We start from the raw sequence: 19,133 nt of genomic DNA on the forward strand, positions 1-19,133 counted from the left end.
GGGGAAGCCGTCGGCGGTCCACAGGATCTCCTGGCGGAGCGCCGCGAACGCGGTGCTCCGCCAGATGCTGGTCGTCGACGCCGACATCACGCGGTCCGACCTCGGGCTGGGCGACGAGGACCGCGGCCGGCTGGAGACCGCGCGGGACGTCTTCAACGCCGCCGCGCTGTTCCGGTTCGGGTTGGGACGGGAGGAGGCGCGGCGGGCGAACGTCGACGGTGCCGTGAACGTCGTGCGGTGGGCCGCCGCCCTTCCCCGGCTGCGGCGTCTCGTCCATGTGTCCGGGTACCGCGTGGCCTCCGATGGGCGGCTCGCCCATCCGGCGCCCGCGGAGGAGCTCGACGCGCTGTACCGGCGGCTGGGCGCGTACGAGGCGTCCAAGCTCGAAGGGGACGCCGCCGTACGCGCGGTCGCGCGGGAGGCGGGGGTGCCCCTCACCGCGGTTCATCCGGCGACCGTGATCGGAGACTCGGTCACCGGAGAGGCCGGGCAGTACATCGGGCTCGCCGAGATGGTGCGGGACCTCTGGGGCGGGCGCCTGCCCGCGCTGGCCGGGTCGCGGCGCACGTTCGTGCCCGTGGTCACCGTCGACCACCTGGTCCGCTTCAGGGCCGCCGTCCCCGAGTACGACGCGGAGCCCTACCGCGCTCACTGGGTCCTGGACGACGCAACCCCGCACCTGCCCGAGCTGGTCGGGCTTCTGGCGCGGCACCTCGGCGTCCGTCCACCCCGGGTGACGCTGCCGGTCGGGCTCGTGCGGCGGCTGCCGCGTGCGCTCACCGGGGTCGAGCCCGAGACGCTCTCCTTCCTCTCCGAGAAGCGCTACGACACCTCCTCGGCCGACGTGCTGGCCGAGAAGGCGGGCCTGAGTCATCCGCCCGTGGAGGACGCGCTCCGGCGCTGGGCCGACCGGCTGGTCGCCGATCGCTTCGGGGCGTAGCGCTCAGGCCGGGGGGCGGCCGGTGAGGCGGGTCGTGAGGGCGGCGGCCGTGGCGCGCACCTGGGCCGCCAGGGCGGGCCACGCCGGTTCGGGGTGGTCCTCGCGGCGGAACGTCACCGTGATCGCGGCGGTGGGGCGGCCGGTGTGGTCGAAGGCGGAGGCGGCGATGCTCGCGAAGCCCTCGGTGATGTGGCCGTCCTCGGCCGCCCAGCCCCGGCGCGCGTCCTCGGCGAGGGTGCGGCGCAGGTCGCGCAGGGTGGCGGGGCCCCGGCCGGTGCGGTCCACGAAGCGGCCGGGGAACAGGGCCCTGACCTGGGCGGGCGGCAGGTACGCCAGGATCGAGCGGCCGCTCGCGGTGAGCTGGGCGGGCATCCGGACGCCGACGTCGGTGACCAGGGTGGCGTGCCGGGGCGGCTGCTCCTTCAGCAGGTAGAGGGTCTCGGCGCCGTGCAGGACGCCGAGCTGCGCGATCTCGCCGACGCGGTCGACCAGGCGGCGCAGGAGGGGGCGGGCGAGGCGTTCCAGGGGCTCGTGGCGCAGGTAGGCGGAGCCGATCTCGAAGGCGGCGACGCCGAGGCCCCAGCGGCGCTCCTCGGGGATGGAGGTGACGAAGCCGTCCTCGGCCATCGCGGTCAGCAGGTGGTACACGCTGGAGCGCGGAAGGTCGAGGGAGCGGGCGATCGCCGAGGCGGGCAGGGGGCCGGGCGCGGCCGCCAGCAGGCGCAGCACCGCGAGGGCGCGGCGGGCGGCGGGGACCTGGCTCATGCTCCGATTGTCTCGTATACGAGACAAAGAGCGCGGTCCGGGGCTGGGGCATCGGCTCCGGACGCGCTCCAATGGTGGGTATGGGTTTGGGTATGGGGGATGCAGGCGTCGAGGTCGGGCCGGAACCGCTGGCGTTCGAGCAGGTCGCGGCGGTGGCGCGGGACGGAGCCAAGGTCGCGCTGTCCGACGAGGCGCTGAAGCTGATCGGTGAGGCGCGGGCCCACATCGAGGAGCTGTCGTCGCGCCCGACGCCGGTCTACGGCGTCTCGACGGGCTTCGGGGCGCTCGCCACGCGGCACATCGCGCCCGAGCTGCGGGCGCAGCTCCAGCTGAACATCGTCCGGTCGCACGCGGCGGGGTCGGGGGCCGAGGTCGAGCGTGAGGTGGTCCGGGCGCTGATGCTGCTCCGGCTGCGCACGCTCGCGACGGGACGGACCGGCGTCCAGCCCGTCACCGCGAGGACCCTGGCCGCGCTGCTCAACGCCGGCATCACCCCGCAGGTCTTCGAGTACGGCAGCCTCGGCTGCTCCGGCGACCTGGCGCCCCTCGCCCACGTGGCCCTCGCGCTGATCGGGGAGGGGGCGGTCCGTGACGCCGCCGGCGAGCTCAGGCCCGCGGCCGACGCCCTGCGGGACGCGGGCATCACGCCGGTGAAGCTCGGCGCCAAGGAGGGGCTCGCCCTGCTGAACGGCACGGACGGGATGCTCGGCATGCTCGTCCTGGCCATCGACGACCTGCGGAGGCTGCTCACCGCCGCCGACCTCGCCGCCGCGATGAGCGTGGAGGCGCTGCTCGGCACCGACCGCGTCTTCGCCGCCGACCTGCAGAACCTGCGGCCCCACCCCGGCCAGGCCGCCTCCGCCGCGAACCTGCGGGCGCTGCTGGCCGACTCGCAGATCATGGAGTCGCACCGGGGCCCCGACTGCACCCGCGTGCAGGACGCCTACTCGCTGCGCTGCGCCCCGCAGGTGAACGGCGCGGCCCGCGACACGCTCGCGCACGCCGAGCTGGTCGCGGGACGGGAGCTGGCGTCCGCCGTGGACAACCCCGTCGTCCTCCCCGACGGCCGGGTCGAGTCGAACGGCAACTTCCACGGCGCCCCGGTCGCCTACGTGCTGGACTTCCTCGCGGTCCCGGCGGCCGACGTCGCCTCGATGTCCGAGCGCCGCACCGACCGGATGCTCGACAAGGGGCGCTCCGCCGGGCTGCCCGCCTTCCTCGCCGACGACCCCGGCGTCGACTCCGGCCACATGATCGCCCAGTACACGCAGGCCGCGATCGTGTCGGAGCTCAAGCGCCTCGCCGTGCCCGCGAGCGCCGACTCGATCCCGAGCTCGGCCATGCAGGAGGACCACGTCTCGATGGGGTGGAGCGCGGCCCGCAAGCTGCGCCGCGCGGTGGACGGCCTCGCCCAGGTCGTCGCCGTCGAGATCCTCACCGCCGCGCGGGCGCTGGAGCTGCGCACCCCGCTGCTTCCCGGCCCGGCCACCGCCGCCGTGGTCGCCAGGCTCCGCGAGGCCGTCCCGCCGCCCGGCCCGGACCGCTACCTCGCCCCCGAGATCGCCGCCGCGACCGCGCTGGTCCGGGACGGCTCACTGGTCGCCGCCGCCGAGGCCGTCACCGGCCCGCTCTCCTGAAGGAGTCCCACATGTCCGGTCCCCGTCCCGTCCGCGCCCCGCGCGGCACCTCGCTGACCGCCGCCAAGGGGTGGCCGCAGGAGGCCGCCCTGCGCATGATCCAGAACAACCTCGACCCCGAGGTCGCCGAGCACCCCGACGAGCTGGTCGTCTACGGCGGGTCGGGGAAGGCGGCCCGGAGCTGGGACGCCTTCGACGGCATCGTCCGGTCGCTGTCCGACCTGGAGGGGGACGAGACGCTGCTCGTCCAGTCCGGCAAGCCGGTCGGGATCTTCCAGACGCACGAGTGGGCGCCGCGCGTGCTCATCGCGAACTCCAACCTCGTCCCGCAGTGGGGGACGTGGGAGGAGTTCCGCCGCCTGGAGTCGCTCGGCCTGACGATGTTCGGGCAGATGACCGCCGGGTCGTGGATCTACATCGGGACGCAGGGCATCCTGCAGGGCACCTACGAGACGTTCGCCGCCGTCGCCGAGAAGCGGTTCGGCGGCACCCTCGCCGGGACGATCACCCTGACCGCCGGGCTCGGCGGGATGGGCGGCGCGCAGCCCCTCGCCGTCACGATGAACGGCGGCGTCGCGATCTGCGTCGAGTGCGACCCGTCCCGGATCGAGCGGCGGGTCGAGCACCGCTACTGCGACGTGCGGGCGGGCTCGCTGGACGAGGCGCTGCGGCTCGCCGAGGAGGCCAAGGCCGCACGCAGGCCGCTGTCGGTCGCGGTGCTGGGCAACGCCGCCGACATCGTCCCGGAACTGCTGCGGCGCGGCGCCCCGATCGACATCGTCACCGACCAGACCAGCGCGCACGACCCGCTCGCCTACCTGCCGCAGGGCGTCGCGTTCGAGGACATGGCCGCCGAGCGCGACAAGGACCGCGACGGGTTCATCGCCAAGGCCCGCGCGTCGATGGCCGTCCACGTCGAGGCCATGGTCGGCTTCCAGGACGCGGGCGCCGAGGTGTTCGACTACGGCAACTCCATCCGGGGCGAGGCGCAGCTCGCCGGGTACACGCGCGCGTTCGAGTTCCCCGGGTTCGTGCCCGCCTACATCCGGCCGCTGTTCTGCGAGGGCAAGGGGCCGTTCCGGTGGGCTGCGCTGTCGGGCGACCCGAAGGACATCGCCCGCACCGACCAGGCGATCCTCGACCTGTTCCCCGACAACGAGCCGCTGACCCGGTGGATCCGGATGGCGCAGGAGAAGGTCCACTTCCAGGGCCTTCCGTCGCGGATCTGCTGGCTCGGCTACGGCGAGCGCGACAAGGCGGGCGAGGTGTTCAACGACCTGGTCGCGCGGGGCGAGATCAGCGCGCCGATCGTGCTCGGCCGCGACCACCTCGACTGCGGGTCGGTCGCCAGCCCGTACCGGGAGACCGAGGGCATGAAGGACGGGTCGGACGCGATCGCCGACTGGCCGCTGCTGAACGCCATGCTCAACACCGCCTCCGGTGCGACGTGGGTGTCGATCCACCACGGCGGCGGCGTCGGCATCGGCCGGTCCGTCCACGCCGGCCAGGTCTGCGTCGCCGACGGCACGGCCCTCGCCGGGGAGAAGCTCCGCCGCGTCCTGACCAACGACCCCGGCACCGGCGTCATGCGGCACGTCGACGCCGGCTACGAGCGGGCGGCCGAGGTCGCGGACGAGCGCGGCGTGCGCATCCCCATGCGGTCATGAGCTTCGAGGAGATGTGGGCGGAGCTGCTGCCCGTCGGGCGGGACGCGGCGACCGGCGGCTACCACCGGTTCGCGTGGACGCCCCCGGAGCTGGAGTGCCGCGCCTGGTTCGCCGACGAGGCGCGCCGCCGCGGCCTCGACCTCGAGCACGACCCCAACGGGAACACGGTCGCCTGGTGGTACCCGGAGGACGGGACCCGCACGGGCGCCGTCCTGACCGGCAGCCATCTCGACTCCGTACCCGGCGGCGGCGCGTTCGACGGCCCGCTCGGCATCGTGTCGGCGTTCGCCGCGGTCGACCTGCTCCGCGAGCGCGGCGTCCGCCCGGCCCGGCCGATCGGGATCGCGGCGTTCGCCGAGGAGGAGGGCGCGCGGTTCGGGGTGGCGTGCCTCGGCTCCCGGCTGCTGGCCGGGGCGATCGACCCGGCCCGGGCGCGCGGCCTCACCGACGCCGACGGGCACACGTTCGCCGAGGTCGTCCACAACGCCGGGCTCGACCCGCACGCGATCGGCCCGGACGAGGACCTGCTCGGGCGGATCGCCTGCTACGTCGAGCTGCACGTCGAGCAGGGCAGGGCGCTGGAGGAGCCGGTCGGCGTCGCGAGCGCGATCGTGCCGCACGGACGGTGGCGGTTCGACTTCGCGGGCGAGGGCAACCACGCCGGGACGACCCGGCTGCCCGACCGGCGCGACCCGATGCTGCCGTTCGCGCACATGGTCATCGCCGCACGGGAGGCCGCCGAGCGCAACGGGACCGTCGCGACGGTCGGGAAGGTCCGGGTCGAGCCGAACGGCGTGAACGCGATCCCGTCGGAGGTCACCGCCTGGCTGGACGCCCGGGGCCCCGCCGACGACGCCGTCCGACGGACCGTGCTGGAGATCGACGAGGCCGCGCGGGTCGCGGCGCGCCCGCACCGGGTGAGCGTCGACCTCGCCGAGGAGTCCTACACCGAGATCGTCGACTTCAACCTGGCGCTGCGCGACCGGGTCCGCTCGGCGCTCGGCGGCGTCCCCGTCCTGCCGACGGGCGCCGGCCACGACGCGGGCGTCCTGTCGGCGCGGCTGCCGGCCGCGATGCTGTTCGTGCGGAACCCGACCGGGGTCTCGCACGCGCCCGAGGAGTTCGCCGAGCCGTCCGACCGCCTGGCCGGGGTCGAGGCCCTCGCCGCGGTACTGGACGACCTGGCGCGGGGGTAGGGATCCCGTCATGCAGTGGCATGCCCAGTTCGCCTGGCTAGGCGACGGCGTCGCGGCCGACGTGCTCATCGAGGCCGACGGCGAGCGGATCACACGCGTCACCCCCGGAGTCCCGGCGGCGCCGGGCGCTCCGCACCTTCCCGGCCTGACCCTGCCGGGCCTCGCCAACGCCCACTCCCACGCGTTCCACCGCGCGCTGCGCGCCCGCGTCCAGGCGCACTCCGGGACGTTCTGGACGTGGCGCGAGCAGATGTACCGGGTCGCCGACCGGCTCGACCCGGACTCCTACCGGGCGCTCGCGACCGCGGTGTTCGCCGAGATGGCCCTCGCGGGGATCAGCTGCGTCGGCGAGTTCCACTACCTGCACCACCGTCCGGGCGGCGCCCCCTACGGGGACCCGAACGCGATGGGCGAGGCGCTGATCGCCGCCGCGTCCGACGCGGGCATCCGCATCACCCTCCTCGACGCCTGCTACCTGACCGGCGGCATCGGCCGGCCGCTCGCCGGGCCGCAGCTGCGGTTCGGGGACGGCACCGCGGGCGACTGGGCGCGGCGCGTCGAGAGCCTGCGCGAGCAGACCGGCAAGGCGGGACGGTCCCACGCCCGCGTCGGCGCCGCGATCCACTCCGTCCGGGCCGTGCCGCGCGAGCAGCTGCGCGCCGTCGCCTCGTGGGCGCGGGAGCACCGCGCGCCGCTGCACGTCCACCTGTCCGAGCAGCCCGCCGAGAACCGCGACTGCCAGGACGCCTACGGCATGACGCCGGCCCGCCTGCTCGCCGAGGCCGGGGCGCTCGGCGCGCTCACCACGGCCGTGCACGCGACGCACCTGACCGAGGACGACATCGGCCTGCTCGGGACGACGATGACCGGCGTGTGCATGTGCCCGACCACCGAACGGGACCTCGCCGACGGCATCGGCCCCGCCCGCGACCTGGCGGACGCGGGTTCCCCGATCTGCCTCGGCTCCGACCAGCACGCCGTCGTCGACCTGTTCGAGGAGGCCCGCGCGGTCGAGCTGGACGAGCGGCTCCGCACCCGCGCCCGGGGCCACTGGACGGCCGGCGAGCTGCTCGTCGCCGCCACCTCGGGCGGCCACTACGGGCTCGGCTGGCCCGAGGCGGGACGGCTGGAGCCCGGCGCCTACGCCGACCTCGTCACCGTCGCCCTCGACTCGGTCCGCACCGCCGGCGCGGGCCCGGACCACGCCGCCGAGGCGGCCGTGTTCGCCGCCACCGCCGCGGACGTGCGGCACGTCGTCGTCTCCGGCCGCCAGGTCGTCCACGACGGCCGGCACCTGCTGGTCGAGGACGTCCCCGGCGCGCTGGCCCGCTCCATCGCCTCCGTCACCGCGGACCCGCCCCGTGAGATCCTTCGCCGATGAGCACGGTCATCACCAACATCGGGGAGCTCGTCACCAACGACCCCGCCGTACCCGATCACCAGGGCGGCGGCCTGGCCGTCGTCCGCGACGCCGCGCTGGTGATCGAGGACGGCGCGGTCGCGTGGACGGGCCCGTCCTCCGCCGCGCCCGCCGCCGACGAGTCGTTCGACGCCGCCGGGCGGGCGGTGCTGCCCGGCTTCGTGGACTCCCACGCCCACCTGGTGTTCGCCGGTGAGCGCGCCGAGGAGTTCGCCGCCCGCATGAGCGGCGAGAAGTACGCCGCGGGCGGCATCCGCACGACCGTCGAGCGCACCCGCGCCGCGTCCGACGACGAGCTGCGGGCCAACGTGCGCCGCCTCGTGGACGAGATGGCCCGGCAGGGCGTCACGACCGTGGAGTGCAAGTCCGGCTACGGCCTCACGGTCGAGCAGGAGGCGCGCGCCGTGCGCATCGCCGCCGAGTACGCCGACGAGGTCACCTACCTGGGCGCCCACGTCGTCCCCGCCGAGTACGCGGGCGACGCCGCCGGGTACGCGCACCTCGCCGCCACCGACATGCTCGCCGCCTGCGCCCCGCACGCCCGATGGGTGGACGTCTTCTGCGAGGAGGGCGCCTTCGACGCCGACCAGGCCCGGGAGGTCCTCACGGCGGGCGTCAAGGCCGGCCTGTCGCCGCGCCTCCACGCGAACCAGCTCACGCAGGGGCCCGCCGTGCGGCTCGCGGTCGAGCTGGAGGCCGCGTCCGCCGACCACTGCACGTTCCTCGGCGACGCCGACGTGGACGCGCTGGCGTCGTCGCGGACGGTCGCGACGCTCCTGCCCGGCGTCGAGTTCTCCACCCGCCAGCCCTACCCGGACGCCCGCCGCCTCCTGGACGCCGGAGCCACCGTCGCCCTCGCCACCGACTGCAACCCCGGGTCCTGCTACAGCTCAAGCATGGCGTTCTGCATCGCCGTGGCCGTCCGCGACATGCGCATGACGCCCGCCGAGGCGGTCTGGTCGGCGACCGCGGGCGGCGCCCGCGCGCTGCGACGCACCGACGTGGGGCACCTGGCGCCCGGCGCCCGCGCCGACGTCCACGTCCTCGACGCCCCGTCCTACATCCACCTCGCGTACCGCCCGGGCGTACCCCAGACACACGCCGTGTGGAAGCACGGGCGCCGGGTAAAGGGCCTCCTGTAGTCGACTGTGGAGGCCCCTAGATGGCGGAGTTCCTGACGGACATCAAGACCTTGCGCGAGCGTGCTCGGCAGGAGATCGACAAAGGCCCGATCACCGAGGCGTACGGGGCGGACGTCCAGCGCGTGATCCAGGTCTGCAACGAGGCCCTGGCCACGGAGATCGTGTGCGTGCTGCGGTACAAGCGGCACTACTACACGGCCACCGGCATCCACGCCGAGACCGTCGCGAGCGAGTTCCTCCAGCACGCGGCCGAGGAGCAGCAGCACGCCGACATGCTGGCCGAGCGGATCGTCCAGCTCGGCGGCGAGCCCGACTTCTCCCCGGACACCCTCACCACCCGCGCCCACGCCGAGTACAACGCCAGCCTCGACCTCGTCGAGATGCTCAAGGAGGACCTGGTGGCGGAGCGGATCGCCATCGCGTCCTACACCGAGATCATCCAGTGGCTCGGCGACGGCGACCCCACCACCAAGCGCGTCTTCGAGCAGATCCTCGCGCAGGAGGAGGAGCACGCCGATGACCTGCGCGGCTTCCTGGAGCGCTTCCCGAAGTCCTAGCCGGGCGGGTCCCTAGCCGGGCAGGTAGCGCCGCGCGGCCCTCACGAGGGGGGCCCGCCCGGCGCTGACGTAGTCGGTCGAGACGGCCTCGGCGACGAAGAGGGTGTGGTCGCCCGCCTCGACGGTCTGGCGCGTCTCGCACTCCAGGGCCGAGACGCCCCTGTCGGGGACGAGGGCGCCGGAGTGCTCGCCGCGGTGGTGCGGCTCGCTCGCCAGCAGGATGCGCGCGCTCGGGCGCCCCTCGGCGGCGAACCGGCCGGCCAGGGCGCGCTGGTCCGCGGAGAGGATCGTCGCGGCCCAGCGCGGGCTCCGGCCGAGCACCTCGGTGAGGTAGGACGAGGACGCCACGCTCGCCAGCACCATCGGGGGGTCCAGCGACACCGACATGAACGAGGTGATCGTGGTGCCGAGGTCGTCGCGGCCGTCGCGGACGGTCAGCACCACCACGCCGGTGGCGAAGGCCGCGACGGCCTCGACGAAGTCGGCGCTCAGCGGATCTCCCAGGCGCCGGGCAGGGTGAGCGGGCCCGCGGAGGGCAGGCCGAGCCGCGCGGCGAGCCCGCCGAGGGAGCCCCACCCGTCGAAGCGCGCGGACGCGGCGGTGCGGTCCTCGCTGGACTCCGGCGGGCGCAGCCGCTCCAGCGGCGAGGTGTGCGGGTAGATCCGGACCGGCGCGTCGGAGGCCATCCCCGCCCTCTTGCGGGCGATGTCCAGGGCCAGGTCGATGCCGCCGAGCTCGTCGACGAGGCCGTGCTCGCGCGCGTCCGCGCCCGTCCAGACCCGGCCCCGGGCCAGCTCGTGGACGCGCTCGCGGGACAGGTCGCGGCCCTCGGCGACCTTCGCGGTGAAGTCGTCGTAGATCCTGTCGAGGGAGGCGTTGACGCGCTCCCACTCGGAGTCGCTGAAGTCCTTGGTGGCGCTGAACATGCGGGCGTGGTCGCCGTCGGCGACCGAGCCGAGGCCGACGCCGACCCGCTCCAGCAGGTCGTTCACCACGGCCTTGCCGACCACGACGCCGATCGAGCCGGTGATGGTCCCGGGCTGCGCGACGATCCTGTCGGCCGCCATCGAGACGTAGTAGCCGCCGGACGCGGCGACGTTGCCCATGGAGACGATCACGGGCTTGCCGGCGCGGCGGGCGAGGACGACCTCGCGCCAGATCGAGTCGGAGGCGACGGCGGAGCCGCCCGGGCTGTTGACGCGGAACACGATCGCCTTGACGCGGTCGTCCTTCACGGCGGCGCGGAACGCGGCGCCGATCGTGTCCGAGCCCATCGCGGGCCCCGAGTTCGGGAGCGGGCCGCCGCGGCCGCTGCGGCCGAGCCGGATCGGGCCCTGCCCGTTGATGAAGGCGACGACGTCCTGCCTGCCGGGCTGCGGGAGGCGGTTGGCCAGGCCGTGCGCGCGGTTGTAGCGGGAGACGTAGCGCAGCTGCGCCTCCTCGCCGAACTCCTTCCGGAGGCCGCCGTAGATCTCGTCGCGGTAGGCGAGGCCGTCGACCAGGCCCTCCTCCAGCGCCTCGGCGGCCAGCAGGGGGCCGCGGTCGGTGAGCTCGCGGACCTTCTCCTCCGCCAGGCCGCGGGAGGCGGCGATCCCGGCGGTGATCTGCTCGCCGAGCGAGGTGACGAGGCGCCGCGACGACTCCTCGTGCTCGGGCGTGTAGGTCTTCTCCATGAACGTGTTCGCCATGGTCTTGTACTCGTAGCGCTTGGCGAACCGCGGGCGGACGCCCGCCTTCTCCAGCGCGCCGGCGAAGAACGGCTCCTCCAGCGCGACGCCGGTGAGCCCGACCTCGCCGGTGGGCTGCAGGTAGACCTTGTCGAACCCGGTGGCCAGGTAGAACGGGACGGTGCCGCGGCCTCCCTCGCCGAACGTCTCGGCCCAGGCGATGGTGTGCTTGCCCGCGTCCCGCAGGCCCTGCACGGCCTCGCGCAGTTCCTGGGCGAGCGCCAGCCCGACGGTGCCGCTGACCTTCACGACGAGGGCGCGCACCCGGCTGTCGGAGCGGGCGCGGCGCAGCCCGTCCAGGACGTCCCGCAGGCCCGGCCGGCGCATGGACAGGAACGCCGAGATCGGGTCGGCGGGCGCGGTCTCGACGATGCCCTCGGTGAGGTCGAGCTCCAGGATCAGCGGGGCCGTCCGCCGGTCGCGGGCCTGTTTGATCACGTTGACGACTGTGCCGGGATCCACCATGGGCCCAGCCTATGCGCTCGCCCGGCGCCGTTCCCGTCCCCCGGGCGGGCCCGAGCCGGGCGGGACGGGGTCAGCGGGCGAACGCCTTGTTGGGGATCACGCTGGCCGACGCCTGGGCGACCGGGCGGCCGCGCCCGTCGGCGACCACCGCGTTGGAGACCATGCGGGTGCCGCCTGGGTGCACGCACGTCCCGGTCACCGTGTAGGTCTCGCCCGCCCGGACGCCGCGCAGGTAGTCGACGTTCAGGTTGAGGGTGAGCATCGGCATGAAGTGCTCGCAGGTGCTGCTCGCCGCGAGGCAGACCGCGTTGTCGAGGATCATCGCGATGTATCCGCCGTGCACCGTGCCGCCGGGGTTGCAGAGCCGTTCGCCCGGCGTCCACGCGATGACGACCCGGCCCGGTTCGGCGGAGGCGATGTCCTGCCCGATGTAGTCGTTGATGTCGGAGATCTGCGGGAACCGTCCGTCCGCCATCGCCTGGATCAGCTCGGCGCCCGACAGGGTGTCCCACAGGTCGGCGGCCTCCCGGTGGGCCTCGGCCTCCTGAGCGGCCTCCCGACGGGCCTGCGGGGTCGCCTCGACGCTCAACTCGCTCTCCTTGATCACGGTGACCCCCGAATCGTATTCGGCGAGGCGGGTGAGGGCACTGTGCCCTTCGTCACGGGTCCGCGGCGCTATCGTCGGACGCATGGGAGACGGCGACGGCTGGGCCGGCTGCGAGTTGGGGCACACGCACTGGGGACGGTTCGGCGCCGCGGGCCTGCTGGCCTACCACCGCGACTCATCCGGCCAGACGTGGGTGCTGCTCCAGCAGCGCGCGTGGTGGGGCCTCGGCGGCGGGACGTGGGGCATGTTCGGCGGCGCGCTGCACAGCCACGAGGACGCCGTCACCGGCGCGCTCCGCGAGACGTCCGAGGAGTCGACGCTCGACACGTCAGTGGTCCGCGTCCACGGGACGAGCGTGGAGGACCACGGCGGATGGTCGTTCACCTCCGTCGTGGGCTCGCTTTCGGAGCGCGTGCCCGTGCTGCCCGCGTCGCGGGAGACGCGCAGGGCCGAATGGGTGCGCGAGGAAGAGGTCACCGACCGCAAGCTGTTCGAGCCGTTCGCGCGCTGCTGGCCCCGCGTGCGGGAGGCGATGCGGGGGGTCGTCCTCGTCGTGGACGCGGCGAACGTCGTGGGCGCCCGCGCCGACGGCTGGTGGAAGGACAGGGCGGGCGCGAACGCGCGGCTCCGCGACGACCTGAAGCGCCTCGACGGCGGCGTGCACGGCCTCCCGAGCGGCCTGTTCCCCTATGACCGCTGCTTCCCTGAGGTCGTCCTGGTCGTCGAGGGCGCGGCGCGGAGCGTCGCCGACGAGCCGGTCGACGGCCTGCGGGTCGTGGCCGCGCCCGGCAGCGGCGACGACGCGATCGTCGACCTCGTCCGGCGGGGCGCCCCGGACAAGGCCCACCTGGTCGTGACGGCCGACCGGGAGCTGCGCGCCCGCTGCGAGGAGGCGGGCGCCGCCATCACCGGCCCGCGCTGGCTCCTCGAACGCCTCTAGCCGTTCACGCGCTCTCGCAGCGGGTCAGTTCTCGGCTCGGGTCAGTTCTCGACGCGGTGGCCGGCGTCGCGCAGCGCCCCCGCCGCCGCCTCCGACCGGTGCTCCGGGACGAGCACGAGGTCGGAGTGGTACGTCGAGGCGACGAAGACGGGCACCCCGGCCTCGGCCAGCGGCCCCACGACCGCGGCGAGCAGGCCGGGCGTGTCGAGGCCGTGGTCCGGGTCGCTGTAGAAGCCGACCCACCGCTCCGTCTCGGCGAAGGGCGAGGCCTCCCGGATCACGGTGAGGCCCTCGGGAGCGCGGATGAGCGCGACCCACTCGTCGTCCTCCGGGAACGTCGCGTGCGGGAGGTGCTCCACCATGAACTGGCCGGGGACGATGTGCAGGCGCATGCCGACACCCTATTCAGGTACGAGCCACACCGCCCCCAGGGGCGGGACGCGCATCTCCGCCGACGCGGGCAGCCCGTGCCACGGCTCCGGCGTCGCCTCGACCCGGCCGAGGTTGCCGACGCCGCTGCCGCCGTACTCGTAGGCGTCGGTGTTGACGAGTTCGCGCCAGCGGCCCACGCGGGGGAGGCCCACCCGGTAGTTCTCGTGCGGGTTCCCGGCGAAGTTGACGACGCACGCCACGACGGGCGGTTCGCCGCCGTCCGGGGCCGTCCCGTAGCGCAGGTAGGACAGGGTGTTGCCGCCGGCGTCGTTGCCGTCGATCCAGCGGAACCCCTCGTGGTCGCTGTCGCGCGTCCACAGCGCGGGCTCACCCTGGTACGCGTGGTTCAGGTCGCGCACGAGCCTCTGCAGCCCGAGGTGGTTGGCGCCTTCGGAGGCGTTGTCCAGCAGCCACCAGTCCAGCGGGCGCTCCTCCGCCCATTCGGCGCCCTGCCCGAACTCCTGGCCCATGAACAGCAACTGCTTGCCGGGATGCGACCACATGTAGGCCAGCAGCGCCCGCAGCCCGGCGAACTGCTGCCAGGAGTCGCCCGGCATCTTGCTCAGGAGCGACCCCTTGCCGTGGACGACCTCGTCGTGCGACAGCGGCAGGACGTAGTTCTCCGAGAACGCGTACACCAGCGAGAACGTGATCTCGTTGTGGTGGTAGTGCCGGAACACCGGCTCGTGACGCAGGTATTCGAGCGTGTCGTGCATCCAGCCCATGTTCCACTTGAACCCGAACCCGAGCCCGCCGAGATGGGTCGGGCGGGAGACCCCGGGCCACGCCGTCGACTCCTCCGCGATCGTCATGATGCCGGGGTTGCGCTTGTATACCGTCGCGTTCATCTCCTGGAGGAAGGAGATGGCCTCCAGGTTCTCCCGCCCGCCGTAGATGTTGGGCGTCCACTCGCCTTCCTTGCGCGAGTAGTCGAGGTACAGCATCGAGGCGACGGCGTCCACGCGCAGCCCGTCGATGTGGAACTCCTCCAGCCAGAAGGACGCGTTCGCCACGAGGAAGTTGCGGACCTCGGCGCGGCCGAAGTTGAACACGAGCGTCCCCCAGTCGGGGTGCTCGCCGCGCTTGGGATCGTCGTGCTCGTAGAGGGCGGTGCCGTCGAACCGGGCCAGCGCCCACTCGTCCTTCGGGAAGTGGGCGGGCACCCAGTCCATGATGACGCCGACACCCGCCTGGTGGAGGCGGTCGATGAGGTACCGGAAGTCGTCAGGGTCGCCGAACCGGGCCGTGGGCGCGTAGTAGGACGTCACCTGGTAGCCCCAGGACGGTCCGTAGGGGTGCTCGGTGACCGGAAGCAACTCCACGTGCGTGAAGCCCATGTCGCTGACGTACTGCGTCAGCTCCTCCGCCAGTTCCCTGTAGCCGAGCCCGGGGCGCCACGACCCGAGGTGCACCTCGTAGGCGCTCATGGGTTCGTGCAGCCAGTCGTGCTCCTTGCGGGAGTCCATCCACGCGCCGTCCTCCCACTCGTAGGAGGAGGTGAAGACGCGGGACGCCGTCGCGGGCGGGCGCTCGGTGGCCTGCGCCATCGGGTCGGCCTTGGCGCGCCACACGCCGTCGGCCCCGAGGATCTCGTACTTGTAGCACGTGCCGTCGCCGACGCCCGGGACGAACAGCTCCCAGACGCCGGTGGAGCCGAGCGACCGCATGGGGTACGCGCGGCCGTCCCAGTGGTTGAAGTCGCCGACCACCCGCACGCCGCGCGCCGTCGGCGCCCACACCGCGAACGCCGTCCCGGTCACGGTGCCGAGCGCGGACGCGTAGGAGCGGACGCGGGCGCCGAGCGCGCGCCACAGCTCCTCGTGCCGGCCCTCGCCGATCAGGTGCAGGTCGAGCTCGCCGAGCGTCGGCAGATGGCGGTAGGGGTCGTCCTGGATCGTCTCGATGCCGTCTCCGTAGGTGACGGCGAGCCGGTAGTCGGGGACGGCGAGGGGGGCCTGGTCCTTCTCGGCGCCGGCGAGGGACGACCCGGCCGGCAGCGTCCCGACGAACACCCCCTGGTGGAAGTGCCGGAGCGGATGGCGGTCGCCGCTGGGCAGCACGACCTCGACCTTCTCGGCGAGCGGGCGCAACGCCCGCACCGTCACCCCGTCCCGATTGGGATGCGCCCCGAGGACGCCGTGCGGATCATGGTGGTCGCCGCCGACGAGTCGATCGATCTCCGCGCGCGTCACCCGTGCCATGACGTCATGGCCTCCCGTCACTGAGCCGTTTACCCCAAGAGGTTGCCCCGAGAACCGGCGCTCTCACATGACGGGCCGATCTGTTTTCGCGAACCCGGCATTCCGGGTGCGGATGTTGCGGCCGCACGGCCGGCACGACTCTTCGTCGTGGGGTCGCGCCGAATGTGCCGTCCGTGCGGCCACGTCTACCTCGCCCCAGCGGTGACCCCGACCCCACCGCCCTGGGCTCCATTCCTGTGTCACCTCAGCGACACAGGTACCTTCCGTACCGGAATGTCCCAGCCCGGCCCGCCCCCGCGCGCGGACCGGGCCGCCCCGACGCCTCTGCCTCCCGTCACCGTTCTCCGGACTCCCCGCGCGCCTGGTCGAGCAGCACCCGCCGGAGCCCCTCCGAGTCGTCCGCGGCCACGGTCATCGCACATCCCGCCTGGAGTTGCGCGTCGGTGAGGTCGCCGCTGCGGGTCGCGTACCAGCGCCCCGCGTCGCTGCGCCACACCTGCCAACCCGGAAACTCGCCCTCGATGGCCGCCTTCAGATCCTCGAAGTCGCCCATCAAGGTCGTCCCTTCCCCGAGGCCGCTCTTCTGTATACAAAAGTCTTACTCGGCCTGAGAGGTGTCAAGCTGTCCGTAAGCGGACCGTGCCCCCGCGGATAGCGCCTGGAAGGTATGGATGACTGGAGGGGCGAGCAGGATCGAACGCGGCGTCGAACGCTGTTCGAACGTGGCCGCGGGCTGGAGGCCGGGGGGCGCGCCCGAGGAGAGGGAGGTGACGCCGGTGCCGGAGCGTCCCGCCTACCTGCGCATCGCCGACATTCTGCGAGAGGGGATCCGGGACGGCAGCCTCCCGCCGGGGACGCGGCTGCCGACCCTGGCCGAGCTGTGCGACCTCCATGGCGTCTCGGAGATCGTCGTGCGGCAGGCCGTCGCGCTGCTGCGCGGCGAGGGCCTGGTGGAGACCCGCCGCGGCGGAGGCACGCGCGTCCGGACCGTCCCGCCGGTCCGCCGCGTGGCGATGGAGCGCTACCGCGCGGTGGCCGAGCCGTCGGCGGTCCCCGAGACCACGTTCACCCGCGACCAGAAGATCACCTGGGAGGAGTACCGGCTGGACCGGGAGTTCTCCCGCGTCCGGGCCGACGACGACCTCGGCGCGCTGTTCGAGCTGCCGTCCGGCACCGAGCTGCTGCGCCGCCGGTTCGTCTTCTACGCGCGCGAGGAGCCGCAGCAGATCTCCGTCAACTACCTGCCGTGGGACGTGGTCGGCGACACGCCCGTCGCCGACCCGGCGCGCGAGCCCTGGCCCGGCGGGACGCTCGCGCAGCTCGCCTACCTCGGGTACCCGCCGACCCGCGTCGAGGAGGCCGTCCGCTCCCGGATGCCGACGCCCGAGGAGGCCGAGACGCTCAACATGGCGGGCGGGGTGCCGGTGCTCGCCATCACCCGCCGCATGCTGGCGCGCGCCGGCGTCATGGAGGTCTGCCGCGAGATCGTGCTGCCCGCCGACCGGGTCGTCCTCGACTACGCCATCGACCTGTGACGCGGCGGCGAGGGGAGGACCGGGGCGGGCGGGCCCGGTGCGGCGCCGGCCCGGTCAGCCCGCGAGCCGGGCCAGGGACCGCAGCGGGACGGGCAGCCACGACGGCCGGTTCCGCGCCTCGTACCGGATCTCGTAGACGGCCTTGTCGAGCTCGAAGGCGCGGACCAGCGTCGCGTGCGCCTCGGGATCGGGCCCGCCCGCGGCCGCGTAGCCGGCGCAGAACGCCGCCCGGTTCCGCTCGGCCCACGCCTGGGCGCGCAGCTCCAGCGCGTCCGCCGCCTGCGGCGGGAGGTCGTCCTCCCGGGCCAGCAGGAACCGCGCGGCGTACTCGAAGGAGCGGAGCATCCCGGCGACGTCGCGCAGCGGGTGCGCGGGCGCCCGGCGCTCGGCGGGCGTGCGGGCCGGCTCTCCCTCGAAGTCCAGCAGCGTCCAGCCGGAGTCGGTGCGCAGGACCTGGCCGAGGTGGTAGTCGCCGTGCACGCGCTGGAACGGCAGCGGCGACGCCTCCGCGGCGACGCGGTCGAACACCTCGCGGATCGCGGGCGCGTAGGGGCGCAGCTGCGGGACCGCGGCGCTGACCTGGTCGAGCTGCTCGTGCATCGCGAAGACGATCTCCCGCAGCAGCTCGGGCGGCGCCTGCGTCACGCCGAACGCGGCGGCGAGGTCGCGGTGCACCTCGGCGGTGGCCGCGCCGAGCCGTTCGGCCTCGGCGGCGAAGTCGCCTCCGGCGGCCCCGGCGTCGCGGGCGGTGAACGCGGCCGGCGGCCCCGGCGGCGCGGTCTGGGCGAACCAGTCGCGGACGCTGGTGAGCGCGAGCTGCCAGCCGTCCGTCGCGGTGCGCAGGAACTCCGACAGCAGCGCGAGCGTGACCGGCTCGTCCCCGCCCCCGGAGTCCGCGCCGCCCGCGGGTGCGCCCGAGGCGGAGCCCTTCGCGGTGCCCAGCGTGCCCGGTTCCAGCTCGATCCAGCCGTGCACGCTCGGGACGTGCTCGCAACCCCGCCGGGAGAGCGCGAGGTTGACCTCCAGGTCGGGGCTGACGCCGGGGGACAGGCGGCGGAACAGCTTGCAGATGTAGGCGTCGCCGAAGATCAGCGAGGTGTTGCTCTGCTCGCCCGCGATCGGCGTGCCGTCCAGGTCCGTGCGGATGCCGGTGCCGGGCGCGCGGCGGAAGGTCAGCGGCCCGACCGTCCGGTCGTCCGCCATGAGGTCCAGCAGCGGCCGCGTCAGCTCCGCGTCGTGGGCGGCGTCGTAGACGTACCCGGTGATGTCCTGCTCGGGGTCCTCCAGATGCCCGATCGCGACCGGCGCCAGATGCTCGGGAAGGTCGCGGCGGACGCCGAGGAGGAGCTGGTAGTGGTCGGTGGCGCCGTCCTGGCGGACGTCGAGGACGAGGTGGTGCAGGGAGGGGTCGCCGGGCCGGAGCTCGGTGGCGGTGCCGATGGCGAGGTCGTGGATGGGGCCGTCCTTGCCGCCGAACCACCGCTGCCGCGGCAGCCAGCCGGCCAGGAGCCGGACGAGCGAGGTGTCGGTCGGCGGAGCGGACGGCGCCACGGTCACATCACTCCCTCTCCCGGCTCCTGCCCGTCCGGCGGCGGCGGGAGCAGGAACCAGTAGAAGCCGTGCCCCGGAAGGGTCAGCAGGTAGGGCAGTTCGCCGATGGCGGGGAACTGGACGCCGCCCATGCACTCGATCGGGTACGTGCCCCGGAAGCGCCGCAGGTCCAGTTCCACGGGCTGGGGGAACCGGGACAGGTTGTTCACGCAGAGGACCGTGTTCGCGCCGCCCCACTGGTTGGCGTCCCCGCCGTTGATCTCGCGGGTGAAGGCCAGGACGGAGGGGTTGGAGGCGGACAGTTCGACGTAGGAGCCGACGCCGAAGACGGGGTGGCGCTGGCGGATCTCG

General features: G+C 74.1%; 18 protein-coding genes. 9 read left to right on the forward strand and 9 right to left on the reverse strand.

What is annotated here, in order from left to right; genetic code table 11:
* Positions 1 to 940, forward strand: a 940-nt coding sequence (locus AB0K37_RS30710) for an SDR family oxidoreductase (protein ID WP_363986912.1), incomplete at its 5' end; no start/stop codon positions are given.
* 3 nt (positions 941 to 943) lie between these two features.
* On the opposite strand, the gene AB0K37_RS30715 is transcribed toward AB0K37_RS30710, so the two are convergent.
* Positions 944 to 1,705 carry an IclR family transcriptional regulator gene (locus tag AB0K37_RS30715; RefSeq protein ID WP_363986914.1) on the reverse strand — a complete coding sequence of 254 codons (762 nt, stop codon included), beginning with the start codon at positions 1,703 to 1,705 and terminating at the stop codon, positions 944 to 946.
* Between the two features lie 92 nt (positions 1,706 to 1,797).
* Between AB0K37_RS30715 and hutH the strand changes: the two genes are divergently transcribed.
* From hutH to AB0K37_RS30745, 6 genes are read left to right on the forward strand one after another with little or no spacing between them, the layout of a single operon-like run.
* Entirely contained in the window at positions 1,798 to 3,342 is a 1,545-nt protein-coding gene (hutH, locus tag AB0K37_RS30720; RefSeq protein ID WP_363986916.1) for a histidine ammonia-lyase, read from the forward strand.
* A gap of 11 nt (positions 3,343 to 3,353) precedes the next feature.
* On the forward strand, positions 3,354 to 5,009 hold the full coding sequence (gene hutU, locus AB0K37_RS30725; protein ID WP_363986918.1) for a urocanate hydratase: 1,656 nt from the start codon (positions 3,354 to 3,356) through the stop codon (positions 5,007 to 5,009).
* Positions 5,006 to 6,205 (forward strand): allantoate amidohydrolase, encoded by a 1,200-nt coding sequence (locus AB0K37_RS30730; protein ID WP_363986920.1) that lies wholly within the window; start codon positions 5,006 to 5,008, stop codon positions 6,203 to 6,205. The genes hutU and AB0K37_RS30730 overlap by 4 nt, the downstream gene beginning before the upstream one ends.
* 10 nt (positions 6,206 to 6,215) lie before the next feature.
* Positions 6,216 to 7,586 (forward strand): formimidoylglutamate deiminase, encoded by a 1,371-nt coding sequence (locus AB0K37_RS30735; RefSeq protein ID WP_363986922.1) that lies wholly within the window; start codon positions 6,216 to 6,218, stop codon positions 7,584 to 7,586.
* Complete coding sequence (gene hutI, locus AB0K37_RS30740; RefSeq protein ID WP_363986923.1) at positions 7,583 to 8,767, forward strand: imidazolonepropionase; 1,185 nt, start codon at positions 7,583 to 7,585, stop codon at positions 8,765 to 8,767. The genes AB0K37_RS30735 and hutI overlap by 4 nt, the downstream gene beginning before the upstream one ends.
* A gap of 20 nt (positions 8,768 to 8,787) precedes the next feature.
* Positions 8,788 to 9,324, forward strand: a complete 537-nt coding sequence (locus AB0K37_RS30745) for a ferritin-like domain-containing protein (RefSeq protein WP_185033447.1) — start codon at positions 8,788 to 8,790, stop codon at positions 9,322 to 9,324.
* Positions 9,325 to 9,336: 12 nt separating this feature from the next.
* Here the strand turns inward: AB0K37_RS30745 and AB0K37_RS30750 are convergent, their stop codons facing one another.
* The 3 genes from AB0K37_RS30750 to AB0K37_RS30760 form a co-directional block, all read right to left on the reverse strand.
* Complete coding sequence (locus tag AB0K37_RS30750) at positions 9,337 to 9,828, reverse strand: flavin reductase family protein (RefSeq protein WP_345184106.1); 492 nt, start codon at positions 9,826 to 9,828, stop codon at positions 9,337 to 9,339.
* Positions 9,813 to 11,516, reverse strand: coding sequence for a signal peptide peptidase SppA (sppA, locus tag AB0K37_RS30755; RefSeq protein WP_363986925.1), 1,704 nt, complete (start codon positions 11,514 to 11,516; stop codon positions 9,813 to 9,815). The genes AB0K37_RS30750 and sppA overlap by 16 nt, the downstream gene beginning before the upstream one ends.
* 70 nt (positions 11,517 to 11,586) lie before the next feature.
* The gene (locus AB0K37_RS30760) at positions 11,587 to 12,105 is read right to left on the reverse strand and encodes a PaaI family thioesterase (RefSeq protein ID WP_363986926.1); all 519 of its coding nucleotides are present in this window, start codon (positions 12,103 to 12,105) and stop codon (positions 11,587 to 11,589) included.
* A 100-nt stretch (positions 12,106 to 12,205) separates the two neighbouring features.
* Between AB0K37_RS30760 and AB0K37_RS30765 the strand changes: the two genes are divergently transcribed.
* Positions 12,206 to 13,063: an NUDIX domain-containing protein gene (locus AB0K37_RS30765; protein ID WP_363986928.1), complete on the forward strand. Its 858-nt coding sequence runs from the start codon at positions 12,206 to 12,208 to the stop codon at positions 13,061 to 13,063.
* Between the two features lie 41 nt (positions 13,064 to 13,104).
* Here the strand turns inward: AB0K37_RS30765 and AB0K37_RS30770 are convergent, their stop codons facing one another.
* The 3 genes from AB0K37_RS30770 to AB0K37_RS30780 all read right to left on the reverse strand — a co-directional run bounded on the left by AB0K37_RS30770 (position 13,105) and on the right by AB0K37_RS30780 (position 16,249).
* Complete coding sequence (locus tag AB0K37_RS30770; protein WP_363986929.1) at positions 13,105 to 13,455, reverse strand: ACT domain-containing protein; 351 nt, start codon at positions 13,453 to 13,455, stop codon at positions 13,105 to 13,107.
* Positions 13,456 to 13,464: 9 nt separating this feature from the next.
* Positions 13,465 to 15,696 (reverse strand): 1,4-alpha-glucan branching protein GlgB, encoded by a 2,232-nt coding sequence (glgB, locus tag AB0K37_RS30775; RefSeq protein WP_363986930.1) that lies wholly within the window; start codon positions 15,694 to 15,696, stop codon positions 13,465 to 13,467.
* A gap of 334 nt (positions 15,697 to 16,030) precedes the next feature.
* Complete coding sequence (locus AB0K37_RS30780) at positions 16,031 to 16,249, reverse strand: hypothetical protein (protein WP_363986932.1); 219 nt, start codon at positions 16,247 to 16,249, stop codon at positions 16,031 to 16,033.
* Between the two features lie 214 nt (positions 16,250 to 16,463).
* On the opposite strand from AB0K37_RS30780, the gene AB0K37_RS30785 reads away from it, so the two are divergent.
* Positions 16,464 to 17,231, forward strand: coding sequence for a GntR family transcriptional regulator (locus tag AB0K37_RS30785; protein ID WP_363986933.1), 768 nt, complete (start codon positions 16,464 to 16,466; stop codon positions 17,229 to 17,231).
* A gap of 54 nt (positions 17,232 to 17,285) precedes the next feature.
* Here AB0K37_RS30785 and AB0K37_RS30790 read toward each other — a convergent pair whose 3' ends face one another.
* Positions 17,286 to 18,788 carry an aminoglycoside phosphotransferase gene (locus AB0K37_RS30790; protein WP_363986935.1) on the reverse strand — a complete coding sequence of 501 codons (1,503 nt, stop codon included), beginning with the start codon at positions 18,786 to 18,788 and terminating at the stop codon, positions 17,286 to 17,288.
* The coding region (locus AB0K37_RS30795) for an alpha-glucosidase C-terminal domain-containing protein (RefSeq protein WP_363986937.1) at positions 18,785 to 19,133 on the reverse strand (349 nt) is incomplete at its 5' end. The genes AB0K37_RS30790 and AB0K37_RS30795, both read right to left, overlap by 4 nt.

This window comes from Actinomadura sp. NPDC049753, assembly GCF_040674655.1.
In the GTDB taxonomy this organism is placed as follows: Bacteria; Actinomycetota; Actinomycetes; order Streptosporangiales; family Streptosporangiaceae; genus Spirillospora; species Spirillospora verrucosospora.

Excerpts from the sequence above, each read along its gene's own strand:
- AB0K37_RS30715 (WP_363986914.1), bottom strand. The coding sequence starts at position 1,705 with ATGAGCCAGGTCCCCGCCGCCCGCCGCGCCCTCGCGGTGCTGCGCCTG.
- hutH (WP_363986916.1), top strand. The coding sequence starts at position 1,798 with ATGGGGGATGCAGGCGTCGAGGTCGGGCCGGAACCGCTGGCGTTCGAG.
- hutU (WP_363986918.1), top strand. The coding sequence starts at position 3,354 with ATGTCCGGTCCCCGTCCCGTCCGCGCCCCGCGCGGCACCTCGCTGACC.
- AB0K37_RS30730 (WP_363986920.1), top strand. The coding sequence starts at position 5,006 with ATGAGCTTCGAGGAGATGTGGGCGGAGCTGCTGCCCGTCGGGCGGGAC.
- AB0K37_RS30735 (WP_363986922.1), top strand. The coding sequence starts at position 6,216 with ATGCAGTGGCATGCCCAGTTCGCCTGGCTAGGCGACGGCGTCGCGGCC.
- hutI (WP_363986923.1), top strand. The coding sequence starts at position 7,583 with ATGAGCACGGTCATCACCAACATCGGGGAGCTCGTCACCAACGACCCC.
- AB0K37_RS30745 (WP_185033447.1), top strand. The coding sequence starts at position 8,788 with ATGGCGGAGTTCCTGACGGACATCAAGACCTTGCGCGAGCGTGCTCGG.
- sppA (WP_363986925.1), bottom strand. The coding sequence starts at position 11,516 with ATGGTGGATCCCGGCACAGTCGTCAACGTGATCAAACAGGCCCGCGAC.
- AB0K37_RS30765 (WP_363986928.1), top strand. The coding sequence starts at position 12,206 with ATGGGAGACGGCGACGGCTGGGCCGGCTGCGAGTTGGGGCACACGCAC.
- AB0K37_RS30770 (WP_363986929.1), bottom strand. The coding sequence starts at position 13,455 with ATGCGCCTGCACATCGTCCCCGGCCAGTTCATGGTGGAGCACCTCCCG.
- glgB (WP_363986930.1), bottom strand. The coding sequence starts at position 15,696 with ATGGCACGGGTGACGCGCGCGGAGATCGATCGACTCGTCGGCGGCGAC.
- AB0K37_RS30780 (WP_363986932.1), bottom strand. The coding sequence starts at position 16,249 with ATGGGCGACTTCGAGGATCTGAAGGCGGCCATCGAGGGCGAGTTTCCG.